At 34.8% G+C, this 16,319-nt stretch carries 14 protein-coding genes; 12 read left to right on the top strand and 2 right to left on the bottom strand.

Features of this window, described 5'->3' with window-relative positions:
* Window positions 1–47 precede the first annotated feature (47 nt).
* Entirely contained in the window at window positions 48–755 is a 708-nt protein-coding gene (locus AAEO57_RS16490; RefSeq protein ID WP_341694134.1) for a LytR/AlgR family response regulator transcription factor, read from the bottom strand.
* Window positions 755–1,789: a sensor histidine kinase gene (locus AAEO57_RS16485; RefSeq protein WP_341694133.1), complete on the bottom strand. Its 1,035-nt coding sequence runs from the start codon at window positions 1,787–1,789 to the stop codon at window positions 755–757. The genes AAEO57_RS16490 and AAEO57_RS16485 overlap by 1 nt, the downstream gene beginning before the upstream one ends.
* Window positions 1,790–1,951: 162 nt before the next feature.
* Here AAEO57_RS16485 and AAEO57_RS16480 point away from each other — a divergent pair, with 162 nt between their 5' ends.
* The 12 genes from AAEO57_RS16480 (at window position 1,952) to AAEO57_RS16425 (ending at window position 16,285) form a co-directional block, all read left to right on the top strand.
* Window positions 1,952–3,337 carry a TolC family protein gene (locus AAEO57_RS16480; RefSeq protein WP_341694132.1) on the top strand — a complete coding sequence of 462 codons (1,386 nt, stop codon included), beginning with the start codon at window positions 1,952–1,954 and terminating at the stop codon, window positions 3,335–3,337.
* Window positions 3,338–3,349: 12 nt separating this feature from the next.
* Window positions 3,350–6,625 (top strand): efflux RND transporter permease subunit, encoded by a 3,276-nt coding sequence (locus tag AAEO57_RS16475; RefSeq protein WP_341694131.1) that lies wholly within the window; start codon window positions 3,350–3,352, stop codon window positions 6,623–6,625.
* A gap of 152 nt (window positions 6,626–6,777) precedes the next feature.
* Window positions 6,778–7,857: an efflux RND transporter periplasmic adaptor subunit gene (locus tag AAEO57_RS16470; RefSeq protein WP_341694130.1), complete on the top strand. Its 1,080-nt coding sequence runs from the start codon at window positions 6,778–6,780 to the stop codon at window positions 7,855–7,857.
* 147 nt (window positions 7,858–8,004) lie between these two features.
* Window positions 8,005–9,858 carry a hypothetical protein gene (locus AAEO57_RS16465; protein ID WP_341694129.1) on the top strand — a complete coding sequence of 618 codons (1,854 nt, stop codon included), beginning with the start codon at window positions 8,005–8,007 and terminating at the stop codon, window positions 9,856–9,858.
* A 20-nt stretch (window positions 9,859–9,878) separates the two neighbouring features.
* A complete protein-coding gene (locus AAEO57_RS16460; protein ID WP_341694128.1) occupies window positions 9,879–10,331 on the top strand; it encodes a hypothetical protein in 453 nt (150 codons plus the stop codon).
* 186 nt (window positions 10,332–10,517) lie between these two features.
* Window positions 10,518–11,123, top strand: coding sequence for a hypothetical protein (locus AAEO57_RS16455; RefSeq protein WP_341694127.1), 606 nt, complete (start codon window positions 10,518–10,520; stop codon window positions 11,121–11,123).
* 1 nt (window position 11,124) lies between these two features.
* Complete coding sequence (locus AAEO57_RS16450; protein ID WP_341694126.1) at window positions 11,125–11,598, top strand: hypothetical protein; 474 nt, start codon at window positions 11,125–11,127, stop codon at window positions 11,596–11,598.
* Window positions 11,599–12,038: 440 nt separating this feature from the next.
* On the top strand, window positions 12,039–13,367 hold the full coding sequence (locus AAEO57_RS16445; protein WP_341694125.1) for a TlpA family protein disulfide reductase: 1,329 nt from the start codon (window positions 12,039–12,041) through the stop codon (window positions 13,365–13,367).
* Between the two features lie 78 nt (window positions 13,368–13,445).
* The gene (locus AAEO57_RS16440) at window positions 13,446–14,285 is read left to right on the top strand and encodes a carboxylesterase family protein (RefSeq protein WP_341694124.1); all 840 of its coding nucleotides are present in this window, start codon (window positions 13,446–13,448) and stop codon (window positions 14,283–14,285) included.
* A gap of 59 nt (window positions 14,286–14,344) precedes the next feature.
* Window positions 14,345–14,800 (top strand): GNAT family N-acetyltransferase, encoded by a 456-nt coding sequence (locus tag AAEO57_RS16435; protein WP_341694123.1) that lies wholly within the window; start codon window positions 14,345–14,347, stop codon window positions 14,798–14,800.
* 59 nt (window positions 14,801–14,859) lie between these two features.
* Complete coding sequence (locus AAEO57_RS16430; RefSeq protein ID WP_341694122.1) at window positions 14,860–15,462, top strand: hypothetical protein; 603 nt, start codon at window positions 14,860–14,862, stop codon at window positions 15,460–15,462.
* Between the two features lie 220 nt (window positions 15,463–15,682).
* Window positions 15,683–16,285, top strand: coding sequence for a hypothetical protein (locus AAEO57_RS16425; protein ID WP_341694121.1), 603 nt, complete (start codon window positions 15,683–15,685; stop codon window positions 16,283–16,285).
* Window positions 16,286–16,319 lie beyond the last annotated feature (34 nt).

Here is a 16,319-nt window from a genome sequence, read left to right as displayed (position 1 = left end):
GCTTCTTTTTGAAATAACTGAATTAGTAAGCACTTATTTCTGAATTTTTATATATTGTCTTTATTTTTGAGTCTGTCTGTCAATTCTCTTCGGTAGGTAATTCCAACCGGAAGTTTTTCATTTTTTATCACCACAAAATCTTTTTCGCTTTCATCCACTTTATCCAATGCTACGATATATGATTTATGGATACGCATGAAGTTCTTTTCAGGAAGGCATTTTTCTAACTCTGTAGTAGTAATTGAAGCCAGATAAGTTCTTTTTGAAGTGTGCAGTTTTACGTAATTACCAAAACTTTGTGCGAACAAAAGCTGGTCTAATTCGATATCCATAAAATAACCATCGACTTTTACGCTAACAGAATTAACGATTTCTTCTTCTCTGGTTTTTACATTTTCTGTTGCAAAAAAACGATCAATAGCTTTTAAAAACCTTGGAAAATAAATGGGTTTCAACAAATAATCAATCACGCCGTAGTCATAACTTTCGAGTGCAAATTCAGAATAAGCGGTGGTTAAAATCGTTTTGGGATGCGTTGGAATAATCTTGAGCAATTCCATTCCTGAAATCTCCGGCATATTGATATCCAGAAACATCAGATCAACTTTGTTTTCGCGGAGATAATCCATCGCTTCAACGCCATTATAGCCCTGAAAAACAAGTTCAAGCTGTGGATTCTGTTTGATGTAATTGGCCAAAACATAATGTGCTGCCGGCTCATCATCAACGATAATGCATTTTTTAGTTTCCTTCATTATACAAACTTTTTCAGTTGTATTTTCAAATCTGCGATATACGTATTTTTATCCTCCTGAATATCTAATTTATACTCTTTTCCATAAATCAGATTCAGTCTTTCAATCGTATTTTTTAAACCAATTTTAGTAGAAACCACATCCGTTTTCTTCGGAATAGAGTTGACTACATGCAGATGCAGCAGTCCGTTTTCGACTGTAATAATAATACGTACATAACATTTTTCTATCGCACAGGTTCCGTGCTTGAACGCATTTTCTATAAAGGCAATTAGCAGCATTGGTGATACTTTATAGGCGTTTTCGTTGTCAATTTTACAATCGTATGTAATATCACAGCGATACCCGACACGTTCTTTTTCGAGTTGGATGTAACTGTTTATAAACTCCAATTCATCTTCCAGAGAAACAGATTGCTTGTTGTTGCTTTCTAACTGGTAACGCATCAGCTGTGATACTTTCATAATCAGATCAGGCGTTCTTTCAGGAAATTCCAGACTGATTCCGTAAAGCGTATTAAAAGTGTTGAATAAAAAATGTGGGTTCAGCTGTCCTTTCAGTGAATTCAGCTGCATTTGGTTGAAAAGCAGTGTTTCGTCTGTCTGTTTTTTATTGATTCTGTAAAATTTAAAAACTATAATCGGACTCAAAATACAAACCAAAGTCCCCAAAACACTAGCCAGCTGATAGATATAGCTGCGCTGATGTGAATTTTGATACAAACGACAGTTCGCATACATGCTTAAAGTCGTAATCTGATATAAAACAATTGAAAAAAGAAAGACCCCTAAAAGTGTTAAAAAAACATAGGTTACCGGTCTTTTGCTTTTGAATAAAATCGGAAGTATAAAAAACCTGTTGAACTGGGCATGCATGTATAAAATACAGTAGAAAAAAATACCCATTAAAATTGAAGTGAAGGAACTGAAAAGCATCCAGTCATTTTTTAGGGTATAAACCGTGAATGAAAAAAGAACGACGGCAATCTCCTGCCACCACTTGTTTTCCATCATGTTACTTAGCTTTTTATTCATCTTCTGCACTTAAATAGTTTACAAAGTACGAACAAATATTTAATTATTTTTTCCAAAAAATGACAAATTCAATTCGTCATTTATTAGTGAAGTACATCATTTATAAAGGTTTTTATTCTGATTTCAGAAATAAATTTGAGGCATAATTTCACACTTGGGTTTATGTATTTCAAAAAAATTACCTTATTATTTTTCCTGATTTTTGCCCTAAACAGTCATTCTCAGACCCTGTCTTTAAAAGATGCAATAAAAACCGGGCTTGAAAATTACGGTTCAGTCAGAGCAAAAAACAACTACATCAATGCTTCGCAGGAGAGCCTTAAACAATCACGACGTGATTACCTGCCCAACCTTAATTTATCAGCGCAACAGGACTACGGAACCGTAAACGGACAAAACGGGCCATTATATGGTTTTGGAGGTCTGGGCGTTGCTTCGTCAGGATTGCCGCTTCCGGAACAAAACTGGAACTCCGCTTTTGGTGCACTTTATTTAGTGAATATGAACTGGGATTTTTTCACTTTCGGAAAAGCCAAAGAAAAAATCAACCTGTCTAAAATTGATGTTCAAGCCAAAGAAAAAGATCTGAACCAGGAGAAATTCCAATTGGAAATTAAAATCTCAGCCGCTTATCTCAATTTACTGGCAAGCCAAAGATTACTGATTTCACAGCAAAAGAATTTAAACCGTGCCGAAGTATTTAAAAAGACAGCAGTTGCACGAGTTAAAAACGGATTACTCGCCGGAGTGGATTCTACTTTGGCTACAGCAGAAGTTTCAAAAGCTAAAATGGCACTAAACCTTGCCCGGAATTTCGTTAAGGAGCAAAATAACAAACTGGTCGATTTAATGGGCGTTGCACCTCAGGATTTTGTTACTGATACCCTTTTTGTTACGCAGATTCCAAAAGAGCTTATCAAAAGTAGTGCTTCCACAGACAGTCTTCACCCGTTATTGCAATTGTATAAAACGAGAATAGATTACAGCAACCAGCAGGTCAAATTGTACAAACGTTTTTATTATCCTACGATGAGTGCGTTTGGTGTTTTACAAACCCGGGCTTCAGGATTTGATTCGTCTTACGCTACAGATCAGACCGCTTTTAACCGAAATTACTGGGATGGCGTAAATCCGGATCGTACCAATTATTTGATTGGAGTTGGAATTACATGGAATCTGACCACACCTTTCCGAATGAGCAAACAGGTAAGTTCCCAAAAATTTGTTTCTCAGGCTTTACAGGAAGAATACAATCAGGCCGACAGGGAATTGAAGTCACAGCTTAATTTTGCGGATGATAAAATAAAAATCACGTTGGAGAATTACGCCGAGGCGCCAATTCAGGTAAATGCGGCACAAAGAGCATATCTGCAAAAATCGACATTATACAAAAATGGATTAACAGACCTGACCGATCTGACCCAGACAATTTACACACTGAATCGTGCCGAAATCGATCGTGATATCGTCAATAATAATGTATGGCAATCGTATTTGCTAAAAGTAGCCGCAACAGGCAATTTTGACTTATTTATAAATGAATTTTAATTATAGCACCTAATGAATTTAATACGTTTTGCACTCCGCAAACCCATCTCCATATTAGTATTGGTGGCCGGTTTATTTTTCTTCGGAATTGGTGCCATCAAAGACATCAAGGTAGATATTCTTCCGAAAATGAATTTGCCTGTAATTTATATTGCTCATCCGTTTGGAGGCTATACTCCGGATCAGATGGAGGCTTATTTTGCTAAAAATTACGTGAACATTCTTCCTTTTGCCAATGGGGTAAAATCGGTTGAAACCAAAAATATTCAGGGGTTAATGATTATGAAATTAACCTATTATGAAAACACCAACATGGCTCAGGCTGCCGCCGAACTGAGTTCACTTTCGAACCGAATTCAGGCGGCATTTCCTCCGGGGACGCAGCCTCCGTTTATCATTCGTTTTGACGCTTCGTCACTCCCGATTGGGCAATTGGTTTTGAGCAGTAAAATACGTTCGAACAACGAATTGCAGGATTTGGCGAACGTGTATGTACGTGCGTCGTTTACCTCAATTCCGGGTTTATTATCTCCGGCTCCCTTTGGCGGAAGCCCAAGAACAGTAGAGGTTAACGTAGATCCCGATTTGCTTCGTTCACACAATATGACGCCCGATCAGATTGTAGAAGCCATTCGTATCAACAACCAGACAGCACCATCAGGAAACGTGAGAATTGGCGATATCAATTACATTTCGCCTACCAATAATACGATTAAGGAAATTAAGGATTTTGAACAGATTCCGTTGTTTAAAGGTGGAGTTCAGAATCTTAAATTAGGTGACGTTGCCACTGTAAAAGATGGTGCCGATGTGACCAACGGATACGCTTTGGTAAACGGAAAACGTTCGGTTTATATCAGTATTGCAAAAGCCGGAGACGCTTCGACCTGGGATGTGGTTCAGAAATTAAAAGCTGAATTGCCTAAAATCCAGAGCACACTTCCTGAAGACGTACAATTATCATACGAATTTGACCAGTCGGTTTATGTAATCAACTCGGTTAAAAGTTTGATTACCGAGGGAATCATCGGAGCGGTTTTAACAGGTTTGATGGTTTTACTTTTCCTTGGCGACCGTCGTGCAGCTTTGATTGTAATTTTAACGATTCCAATTTCGATTATTTCGGGCGTTTTATTCCTGAAATTATTCGGACAGACCATCAATTTAATGTCTTTAAGCGGACTGGCGCTGGCGATTGGAATTCTGGTGGATGAAAGTACCGTAACGATAGAAAATATTCACCAGCATCTCGATATGGGCAAACCAAAAGCACTCGCGATTTGGGACGCCTGTCAGGAAATTGCTTTGCCTAAATTATTGATTCTGCTTTGTATTTTGGCGGTTTTTGCACCAGCCTTTACAATGGTCGGAATTCCGGGAGCTTTGTTCCTGCCATTGGCTTTGGCGATTGGATTCTCGATGGTTATTTCGTTTCTATTGTCTCAGACTTTTGTACCAGTAATGGCAAACTGGTTAATGAAAGCGCATCCGAAACACGATCATACACCTGAAATTACAGACGATGAAGCCGAATTTAACGCCTGCGGATTAACACCGGAATCAGAGAAACAACTGATTACTCAGAAAAAGGATTATGTGGAAAGAACAGATACGGATGGAAACGGAAAAATCAGTGCTTTCGAGCGTTTCAGAATGCGTTTTATGCGAACACTGGAACGATTGTTCCCTTACAAAAAAGCAGCAGCTTTGACGTATTTGGTTCTGGCTACGACACTTGCTATTGTATTTATTTCGTTCATCGGAAAAGATGTTTTTCCGAAAGTAAATTCGAGTCAGTTTCAATTGAGAATGCGCGCTCCCGACGGAACCCGTTTGGAACGTACCGAAGAAAAAGCCATTTTGGTACTGAAAGAACTGAAGAAAATGGTCGGCAATGAACACATCGGAATATCTTCTGTATATGTAGGGCAGCACCCATCGTTGTTTTCTATTAACCCGATTTATTTGTTCATGGCAGGCTCGCATGAAGCTGTTTTTCAGGTGAGTTTAAAGGATTACCATGCTGATATGGATGAATTTAAAGATGAGTTCAGGGCGAGAATCAAAAAGGTGCTGCCTGATGTAAAACTGACTTTTGAACCTATCGAATTAACGGATAAGGTTTTGAGTCAGGGCTCTCCTACTCCAATCGAAATCCGAATTGCAGGAAAAGACAAAAAACGAAATGAAACCTATGCCAATCAAATCGTTGAAAAATTACAGAAAATAGAGTATTTCCGTGATGTACAGATCGGTCAGCCGATTCATTATCCGGCGATGAACATCGATATTGACAGAACCCGTGCTGCCGAACTCGGCGTGGACATGAATGACATTTCGCGTTCGCTGATTGCTTCGACATCATCATCGCGATATACCGAAAAAAATACGTGGATTGACGAACGAACCGGCTTATCTGTAAACGTTCAGGTTCAGGTTCCGTTAAACCAAATGAAAAGCAAAACCGATATCGGCGAAATTCCGGTATTAAAAAACTCGCTTCGTCCTGTTTTGAGTGACGTTGCAAAAATTACACCCGGCTTTGTGAGCGGTGAAAATGACAATTTAGGGGCAATGCCATACATTACGGTTACAGCAAACATCAATCAAACCGATTTGGGGACGGCAGCGAAAGATGTTAATGCAACAATCAGTTCATTAGGCGAATTACCACGTGGCTTATTTGTCACGCCAATTGGACTGAGTAAAGTATTGGAGGAAACATTAAGTAGTTTACAAGTAGGATTATTGGTTGCCATCTTTGTAATCTTCTTAATGTTGGCCGCTAATTTCCAGTCGTTCAAAGTTTCGCTGGTTATTTTAACCACAGTTCCGGCGGTAGTTTTGGGGGCACTTTTGATGCTGACCATTACAGGTTCAACGCTGAATTTACAATCGTACATGGGAATCATCATGTCGGTTGGGGTTTCGATTGCAAACGCCGTTTTACTGGTTACCAATGCCGAACAGTTACGAAAAATAAACGGAAACGCTTTAGAGTCGGCCCGTGAAGCGGCGGCACTGCGTCTTCGTCCGATTATCATGACTTCGGTGGCGATGATTGCCGGAATGCTGCCAATGGCAATTGGTCATGGCGAAGGAGGCGATCAGGTTTCTCCGTTGGGAAGAGCCGTAATTGGGGGATTATTGTTTTCGACCTTTGCAGTATTATTAATTTTACCGTTGATTTTCGCCTGGGCACAGGAACATACCACGACACAATCTGTTTCCCTCGATCCTGAAGACGAAGAAAGCATTCATTATATTTCATCGTTAAATAAGTCATAAAGTTTGAAAGTCCAAAGTCGAAAGTCGAAAGTCATAAAGCCCAAGGCCCAAAGCCCAAAGCCAATTGGTCGTGCAAGTACTCTACAGACTTTTATCCTTTCCGCCTGTTTATTCAATAAGACATTATATCATATTTTATATAAAATCATAAAATGAAGACTAAAATACTCCAACCAACCGCGCTGTTTTTTGCAGCACTATTTTTCCTGAACAGCTGTAATTCTAAAAAGGAAGAAGTTGTTACGGCAGCAATCGAACCGAAAACGGAAACCTTTCTTCTGGAAAAAGAAAAACTAACTACCGAATTGCGTTTACCGGCCGAATTAACAGGTTTCCAACAGGTAGATTTGTATGCCAAAGTGAGCAGTTTCGTAAAAACGCTCAAAGTAGATATTGGCTCAAAAGTAACCAAAGGACAGCTTTTGATTGTTTTGGAAGCACCGGAAATCAGTTCTCAACTGGCTGCAGCCGAATCAAGACTGAAATCCATGGAAGCAATTTACGCCACCAGTAAAAGCACCTATAACCGTTTGTACGAAACGAGCAAGGTCGAAGGAACGATTTCTAAAAATGATCTGGAAATGGCAAGTGGAAAGAAAAATTCGGATTACGCACAATATCAGGCAGCGATTGCAGCTCATAAAGAGGTAAAAATCATGAGAAGTTATCTTGAAATTCGTGCTCCGTTTGATGGTGTCGTAGCGGCAAGAAACGTGAATTTAGGAACTTTTGTTGGTCCCACTTCAAGTTCGCCATTATTGACGATTCAGCAGCAAAACAAATTGCGTCTGGCGGTTTCTGTTCCCGAATTGTACACCGGGTATTTACACAATGGCGACGAAATGAGTTTTAATGTAAAATCATTGCCGGAAACTTTTAAAGCCACAATCACCAGAATGTCCGGCGCTTTGGATTTGAAATTACGTTCTGAAAGAGTCGAAATGGACGTTCACAACACCAAAGGAAATTTATTACCCGGAATGGTAGCCGAAGTGCTATTGCCGCTTAACGCAAAAGACAGCACATTTGTAGTGCCAAAATCGGCTTTGGTGAGTTCTGCCGAAGGGATGTTTGTCATTAAAGTAGTCAATCACAAAGCGACAAGAGTAGACGTAAAAAAAGGAAGGGAAATCGAGGATAAAATCGAAATATTCGGAGACCTGAACCCGAAAGACAAATTGGTAAAAATCGCCAGCGAAGAAATAAAAGAAGGCGATGTTGTAAACGAATAACCTGTACGCTTTAATTAATTATTGATTTGTTCGAAAGTGCTGTAAGACTTAGGTTTTATGGCACTTTTTTTATGGAGTTTTTTTATTTGTAATATTTTTCCACATTACACCTGTTTTATTTATTTTTACAAACCAAATCTTACTATTATGAAATACATCCGTTTTTTACTATTTTTAGCATTATTGACCATTTCCGGCTGTCAGAATGAACTTTATGAAAATGCTTTACAAAAGAAAGCACCATTTGAAGCCAAAACTGTCTCATTAAACGACATACCTGAAGTTGATGCTATTATAAATCAAAATTTTGGCAATATTAAAACCGGTAAATTTAAAACCAACAAATCAGCTGGTGGAAGTACTGAAGCAGTTTTTGAAACAAACAATATAATTGAAGTTGTGGATACACTTTCTAATAAAAACTACAGTATCCGGTTTTCGTTTAGTGATACTCCTGCTAACATCACTTATAATCTTATCGTAAATATTTTACCGGACAAAACGCAAAATATTTTTGTTGAAAAATACACCTGCAATCCTGAGAACTTTGAGGCGTACAAAAACAACCTGTATTCTTTTAAATATTTTAAAGGAAGAGTTGACTTATACAGAGCCAGTGCTTTTTTTAATAAAACATCACTCACCGGCAAGACAACCTCAAAAGATCCCTGCCTTCAATTGATTTATCCAAACGGGGATCCTGTTCCTTCAGCTTCTTCATTTATTGATTTATCCGGTACAGCTGGCGCTTACCCAGGCGGTGGTAGTGGCAGTGATAATCCTTATATTGATAATGGCTATTCTTATGGTCCGGTTACATGGACTTACTACCCGCCGAATGAATCAGGAGATACCACCGGCGGCAGTACTACTGATTTAGGCTGCTGTTCCTGCGGTAATTGCGGCACGCACTATTACCCACCTTCTGAACGCCCCAATCATACACAAAAAGGAACTCCTTGCGATGACCTGCGTCCTGTAGGTTTTATAACGCTTAATGCAGAACCCGAAGCACTTAGGATGTTGCGTATAAAATTACCTATGACTGTTGAACAATGGCAATGGCTGCATGGCAAAGACCACGTCGCAACTGCATTACTAAATTATGTAAATAGCAACCCTACTGTAACAAACGCAAATCGAAATGCTTTTGAAATCATTAAATTAGGCACAGAACTAAATCTTGAATCAAAATCGTTCCCTTTGCAAATCTTGAATCAAATGAGTCTAAATCCTAATTTACTTTTTGATGTAAGGGCTTCTTATTTTTCTCCGTATAATATTGACCGATCTGCAATAACAAATGATACACCAGAAGGACAAAAGTTTAACGAAATTTACGATGCACTACTAAAATCTCCTGAATTTAAGAATTTATTTGTTTCTATGTTTGGCGATTTGTTTAGTGGTAATTACAGGCATAACGTTAAATTTGAGCTTGCAGATGCTGTTTATGACTCTGATAACCCAACTAAAGAAATAAATGCCAACACAACTTACGATCCTAATTTACCTTATATTTTGATTAAAATCAATAAAAAAATACTCAACAATAGCAGCATGAAACAAACAAAGATTGAAAATGCAAAAACTGTTTTGCACGAATTTATTCATGCTTATTTATATACAATAGCCAATAATCCTATTGTGGGTCCTACAGATATTGCAAGTCTTCTTAATAAAAAATATCCGGTTGGTAACAAACAGCATGATTTTATGTACAATGATATGATTCCTACTATGCAGAAAATACTTGGAGAAATTAGAGATCTGGTGACAACTCAAAGAGGTAGAAATGTTTTAGAAAATGAAGTAACTATGCATCCAACAACAAATCCATTAACTTCAACATCTTGGATTTGGAATGAATATTATAAATATCTTAGTTTAAATGGATTGAACGAAGCTAATTGTTTTAAAGTAGATTTTCCTAAAAATTCTGATCAGTGGAATCTCTTAAGCAAATATATAGAATATGGGCATAATGAATTGGATAAATAATAATTAAAAGATAATAAAATATGAAAAAGTTAATTATTCTATTTCTCATTTCAAATTTTGGATTTTGCCAAGATATTGATTACATAAAAAAACTTGATACGATTTATATTTCGTTTACGAAAAAAAAGAACTTAAAAAAAAATATCTATACAAGTAATTATAGAGATTATCGCTTCTACTTGAAAAAGAAAGAAAAAGAATATCTTCTTTTTGAAAAACCGGATTATAAAAATCCACTTTCAGAAAACGGAAATTCATTTCTTCCTAGAATTGAAGATAAAGCATTTTTAAAAAAATATAAAAAAAGTACAATTGATTTTAATTTTTTAAAAAAATTTGAAAATCAATATATTGCCTGCGACCTATTATCAGGCCATAAAACACTTTATATCATCGATTTACATGAAAGTAAAAAAGAAAAAATTGTATTATACAAAGTTTATTTAATATATCATTGCCCAGTTTATGAGTAATAAATGGAATCTCTTACTGCTCCCGCACGAATCCTTTCGTGCGGGCTTTTGAAAACCAGAATTTTTTATACCTCAAAAAAGATTCTAATATTACTATATCATAATAAAAACTAAATTTATTATCTAGCCCCCGCTCCCGCATGTTATCTCACTCTGGCTCCTGAATTTAAGAATCTATTTGTTTCTATGTTTGGCAATAGTAAAAGATTTAATGTAAAATTTGAGCTTGCAGATGCTGTTTATGACTCTGATAACCCAACTAAAGAAATAAATGCCAACACAACTTACGATCCTAATTTACCTTATATTTTGATTAAAATCAATAAAAAAATACTCAACAATAGCAGCATGAAACAAACAAAGATTGAAAATGCAAAAACTGTTTTGCACGAATTTATTCATGCTTACTTATATACAATAGCCAATAATCCTATTGTGGGACCTACTGATATTGCAAGTCTTCTTAATAAAAAATATCCTGTTGGTAAAGAGCAACATGATTTTATGTACAATAATATGATTCCAACTATTACAAAAATATTAACCGAATCAAGAGATTTTCTAACCTATCCTGCAGGGAGAATAGAGGTGGAATCGTTAACTGTTTATACAAAAAAAGACCAATCAACATCTGAACCTTGGAATTGGCAACATTATTTCGAATCTATAAGCTTAGAAGGCTTAAGTGAAGCAACTTCATACAAAACGGATTTTCAAGTAGGTTCTGATGCTTTAAACAAATTGGAATTATATGTTAAATATGGCCGTACTTGGCTTGATAAAAAAAATTAAGATGAAAAATGTTATTTATTTAATCATTTTATTTATTATTTCAACAAATGTTTTTGGTCAGGATTTTGAGTACTTAAAAAAACTAGATACTATTTATATTCCTTATCATGGAAAAGCAAATGAAAAAAAAAATGATATTCAAACTCGCATAATCCCAACTGATTTTAAAGAAAAATCTTTCGCTTTCACATTAGATAGTATTTATCTTTCGTTTTTTCATTTAGAATTTAAAGGTTGGGAAAAAAAAGATATTAACGTTAGATCAGAAAGAAAAATAGTTAATAAAAGATTTTTGAAAAAAAATAAAGATAAAATAATATCACCTGATTTGATAAACCAATACGATAATGAAAAAATAAATTGTGAAATTTTAACACAAAATAAAGTGTTTTATATTCTTGATTTGACTGAGAAAAAAAGAAGAGTTATTTTATATGAAGTAAATTATATGGGATATTGCCCTGGTATTGAATAAAAGTTCCCTCTGGCGCTCGTTTGCAACGAGTGCCTGCATAAATTAAAAGATAAATTGTAGCGTTTGTAACGCGGATATTTAAACAAAAGTTTCTTATAAACCTAATTTATAGGCAATTTATCTGAAAAGCCGCGTTTCAAACTCTTTATCCTGTTTTCATAAACAATTAGGTTGACTTTGCGCAATTTTTTTAATGCTGTTATAAATCCTAAATCTCTCAAAAGTCTCCCTCATTAGTGCGGGAGTTACGACCATGAACCCAATACTGTCTCATCCTGACAAAAGTTCACAAGACTTTAAATTTGTTTATTTGTAGGTTTACAACTATTATTTTCTATATTTGAGAAGTATAAATAAGTCAATTATCAGATTCAGGCTATTTCTGATTAGCTATTTCTATTAGTCCTATTCATTACCGCTAACTACAAAACCAAACCCTTATGAACAAATTATTGATGACATTCGCCATCGGTCTTTCTTTTTTGAGCCTATGTGCGGGACAAATTCCTGAAAAAGCATTTACTTTAACCAATTCTCTTAGTGATTTATGGCGAAATGGCGAAACAAAAACGGCAGTTGAATCTTCTGTTGAACTATATCACTTATCTCCTCAAATGTTTATTGACAGGATTCACAATACACTTTCCCAACAAATACAGAATGCTCCAAGATTATATGCGCAACAATATCTGGAACAATTAATTTTAAAGAACAACAATAAAATTAATACGATCGTAGCTCCAATTTATCTGTGGAGTAAATCGATGGAGGCAACTAACGAAAATGATTTTAAGGGGATTTTAAAGGATCTTAATGGTATTCTAAAAGACAGTACAAATTATGATTCGAGAACCGAAAGATATACTCTTTTGATATTACAGGAATTAGAACAAAAGAAGGCTATCGATAATAAAGGCATAGCAAAAATATTAAACAAAAATATAACCAATTTAGAATCATATCCTTATATAGTTAAAATCAAGACAGAGAGATCGGATGAAGAAAAAAGAGCCTGGCACAGATATTTATTAGCCTACAGTTACAATTATTTATATCGTATTGATCCTAAAGAAGAATACTTGAAAAAAGCTTCAGATTACAGTCCCGACCAAAATGACAGGCTTCGAAAAAGTGCTTATTTTTATGATGCTGCTCTTTTAACCGGTAATACAAGAGAATTTGGATTTCAGTCAAAATATCAAAAATATCTGGTTGAGAACAATCGAAATGCTGAAGCATTAGTCTTATTAAGTAATATCACATTTGGGAATCCATCTGATGTGAACCTAAAGTCATTGCGTGAATTTTACGAGAAATCAAACTCTGATTTGTCTTTTTCTGATTACTGGACAGCTTATGTTCATAAAATGGGCAACCCTGTTCCTAAGGTTAAAATAAAATATGAAAATGAAGAACTAAACTTAACAGAGAAACCAAAGAACTGGATTTATATTGATGTCTGGGGAACCTGGTGTGGTCCATGTAGAAAAGAATTACCAGAATTGCAATCTCTTTTTACAACAAACAGCAGTAATAAGGATTCAAAATTAAGGATTTATAGCTTTTCCTATGGCTCTCAAAATTTATTGGCCTTCATGAACGATAATAAATACACATTTCCGGTAAGCGAGATTGACAAGCAAACCAATGATGCATTTGAAGTATCCGGATATCCAACCAAAATATTGATTTCACCAGAAGGCAACTTCATAAAAATTCCTTTTGGAGTAGATTGGAAAACCTATATCAAAAATTATACACTGATGTAAAATATATTGTCTTTTCTATTTGTAATAATAATTTCGTTATCACTATAAACTAATTAGTCCCAATTCTATAAAAGCTTTATGTCTAAAATAAATTTACAACAAATTCTAATGTTACTTTTTGGACTTTTAACTGCAAATTGGACTTTTGCACAGAAAAAAGAGTTCCGGGATACAACTGTTGATAGTTTAACTTTCGTAAATAATCGAAAAATAGTAAATAGTCTAAATACGGATGCCTTTCTAAAAAAAATATTTACTAAAGAAAATACACAAATTCCTTACAGGCTTCTAACGCCAAAAAAAGATAGTATTAATAAAAAATATCCTTTAGTAATTACTTTTCACAACTCCAGCCGAATTGGAAATGATAATGAAAATCAACTTGAACCTTTTGCAAAAATTTGGCTGAGACCAGAAATTTACACTAAATATCAATGTTACGTAATGGCTCCGCAATTCAACACTCGCTCTTCAAATTATGAAAAAAACAGTGATGGTGTTCAAATTTCAAAACCTTCGCAGGATGTTTTTGCTTTACTGGAATTAATTCAAAATGTTGAAAAAGAATATCCGGACATTGATAAAAACAGGATTTATTTAGTTGGTTATTCTATGGGTGGTTCTACTGCACAAAATTTGTTAAATATTGCGCCAGAAAAATTTGCTGCAACCGTTTCTGTTGCTGCTGTTCCTGATTTTTCAAGTCTTAAAAAATTAAGCAGAAAAAATATATGGCTGATTCATGGGGAAAAAGATGACGAGAATCCTTATATCGGAAGTGTTGAATTGTTTAATAAATTATCTTCAAACAAAAATTTGATTTTTACAACTTTAAGCAATCTAAATCATAATAACATTGTCATTCCGTTTTTAATAACCGAGGAAATTCCAAAATGGCTATTTGAAAGACGCAAATAAAAAAATGCAGCTAACAAGAGAGTTACATCTTTGATTCCGATAAAATAAAACATAGTAAAATGACAAGCTTAATTACAATAAGAGAATACGAAACCAACGATAAAGATGAGGTTATAAATTTAATAAAACTAAATATACCAGAATTCTTTGCCGAAGAGGAAGAGGAAGACCTGAAAAGCTATTTAGAGACCGAAAGAGAACTTTATTACGTTTTACTTTATGACGAAAAAATTGTAGGCTGTGGCGGAATCAACTTTGCCGATAACAAAACCATTGGAAAAATTAGCTGGGATATATTTCACCCGGATTATCAGGGGAAATCTTTAGGAACAAAACTGCTTAAGCACAGAATCGACAAACTTAATTCAATTGAAACTATTCAGAGGATTACTGTCAGAACCTCACAAGTAGCTTATAAATTTTATGAAAAACAAGGCTTTGAACTTTTCGAAATTAAAAAAGATTATTGGGCTCCTGGTTTTGATATGTACAATATGGAGTACAAACGGTCTTAAAAATAATTCTGATAATTATAACCTTTCTATTGAAATGTCATCTTAAAAAAATGAGTATAATGAAAATAATTCCCTTTATTTTATTATTATTTTTTAGTGCAATCAGCTGTAATTTTACAACTAAAAAGCATTCTTCTGAAAAAGAAAATAGTATTATTTCAAAAATAAAACACAAAACAAATACCTCAGAAACAGATACTTTATGGGTTTCACAAAATGATACAGCTGTTTTTAAAAGAAAAGAAGAAATGATAACCCGCCCTTGCAGCTATCCCGAACTGCAAACATTTTATGAATTAATAAATCCCATAAATGAGGCTTATTATTTTATTTACAACAATAAGCAGCAGTTAGTTACTGAAGGAAAATATACTAATGAATATATCTACGAAGGTCAAACTTATAAAAGAGGAGATTTCTATAACGTAAAAAGTTATTCTTATAAAAGTAACGGAAACTTGAAATCGATTCATTATATGGAAGATGGCAGGAATCATAAAACTGAATTATTTGACCGCAAAAAAAGACTGACTGAAATAATCTTTTATGACCGAAAAACAGGAGACAGGACAAAAGTGGAAATATATGATAAAGGAGTGCTAGAAGAAACACATATCTATACTCGTTTTGATGACTATTATACAGTGAAAGCAAATAAGTAGGCATTGACACATCAAATAATTAGACTTTAATTTTATTTCCAGGAGAATATGGTTTGGACAGAAATGCTCATTTTGAACAAATTGTTCCAGACATCCATATTTTCGGATTTAAAAACAAAAGCAAATTTACTGCCTGGCTATCTGAAAAAATGTCCAAATACATCGTTGTAAAAAATATTAATACCAAATTTTAAAAAACATTCCCGCCCAAAATTATCCAATGAAAAAACTAAGCCTTATCATTTTATTTTTTATTTCAATAAATATAACAGCACAAGAACCTGTAGATTATAAAAAATACATCGCCCAATTAAAAAAAGAAACTAAAACTGACTCTCAGGACAAAGCTGTTTTTGATTTGCTTCAGGAGTTTTATAACCAGGTTTTACAATCGGATTTGGGTGAGCTGAATCCTGAAGTTTCAACAAAATTTGAAAAACTATATCAAAATCCAAAAGCCAGCAATTACCATCTGCTGGTAATGTTCATGATTTATCAGGACCATATAACACAAACCGCTGCAGTTGGAAAAATGTCAAATGCAAAATTTCAGGTTGATTTAATGAATGATTTGGAAACTGAATTTAAAACGGTCTATAACAAAGTTCCGGCAATCGTGTACATTTATAAAACCGAGGCATTCAACTCAAATAATGAGTCTGCTGAAGCCTTAAAGACTATAAATAATGGTTTAACAGTCTATCCAGATTCTGTTCCGCTTAAGGTTTATAAATATCTGAACACACAAAATCCTGACATTAAAAATGATTTGGTTAAAAATCATTCCAATCACTGGATGGTGAAGCAATTTGAAATTAAGTAAACAAAATCCAGTCTTCATTTATTCAAAACAGCTC

The sequence above is a fragment of the Flavobacterium calami genome, assembly GCF_038290035.1.
In the GTDB taxonomy this organism is placed as follows: Bacteria; Bacteroidota; Bacteroidia; order Flavobacteriales; family Flavobacteriaceae; genus Flavobacterium; species Flavobacterium calami.
This window is presented reverse-complemented; position numbering and strand designations above follow the sequence as displayed.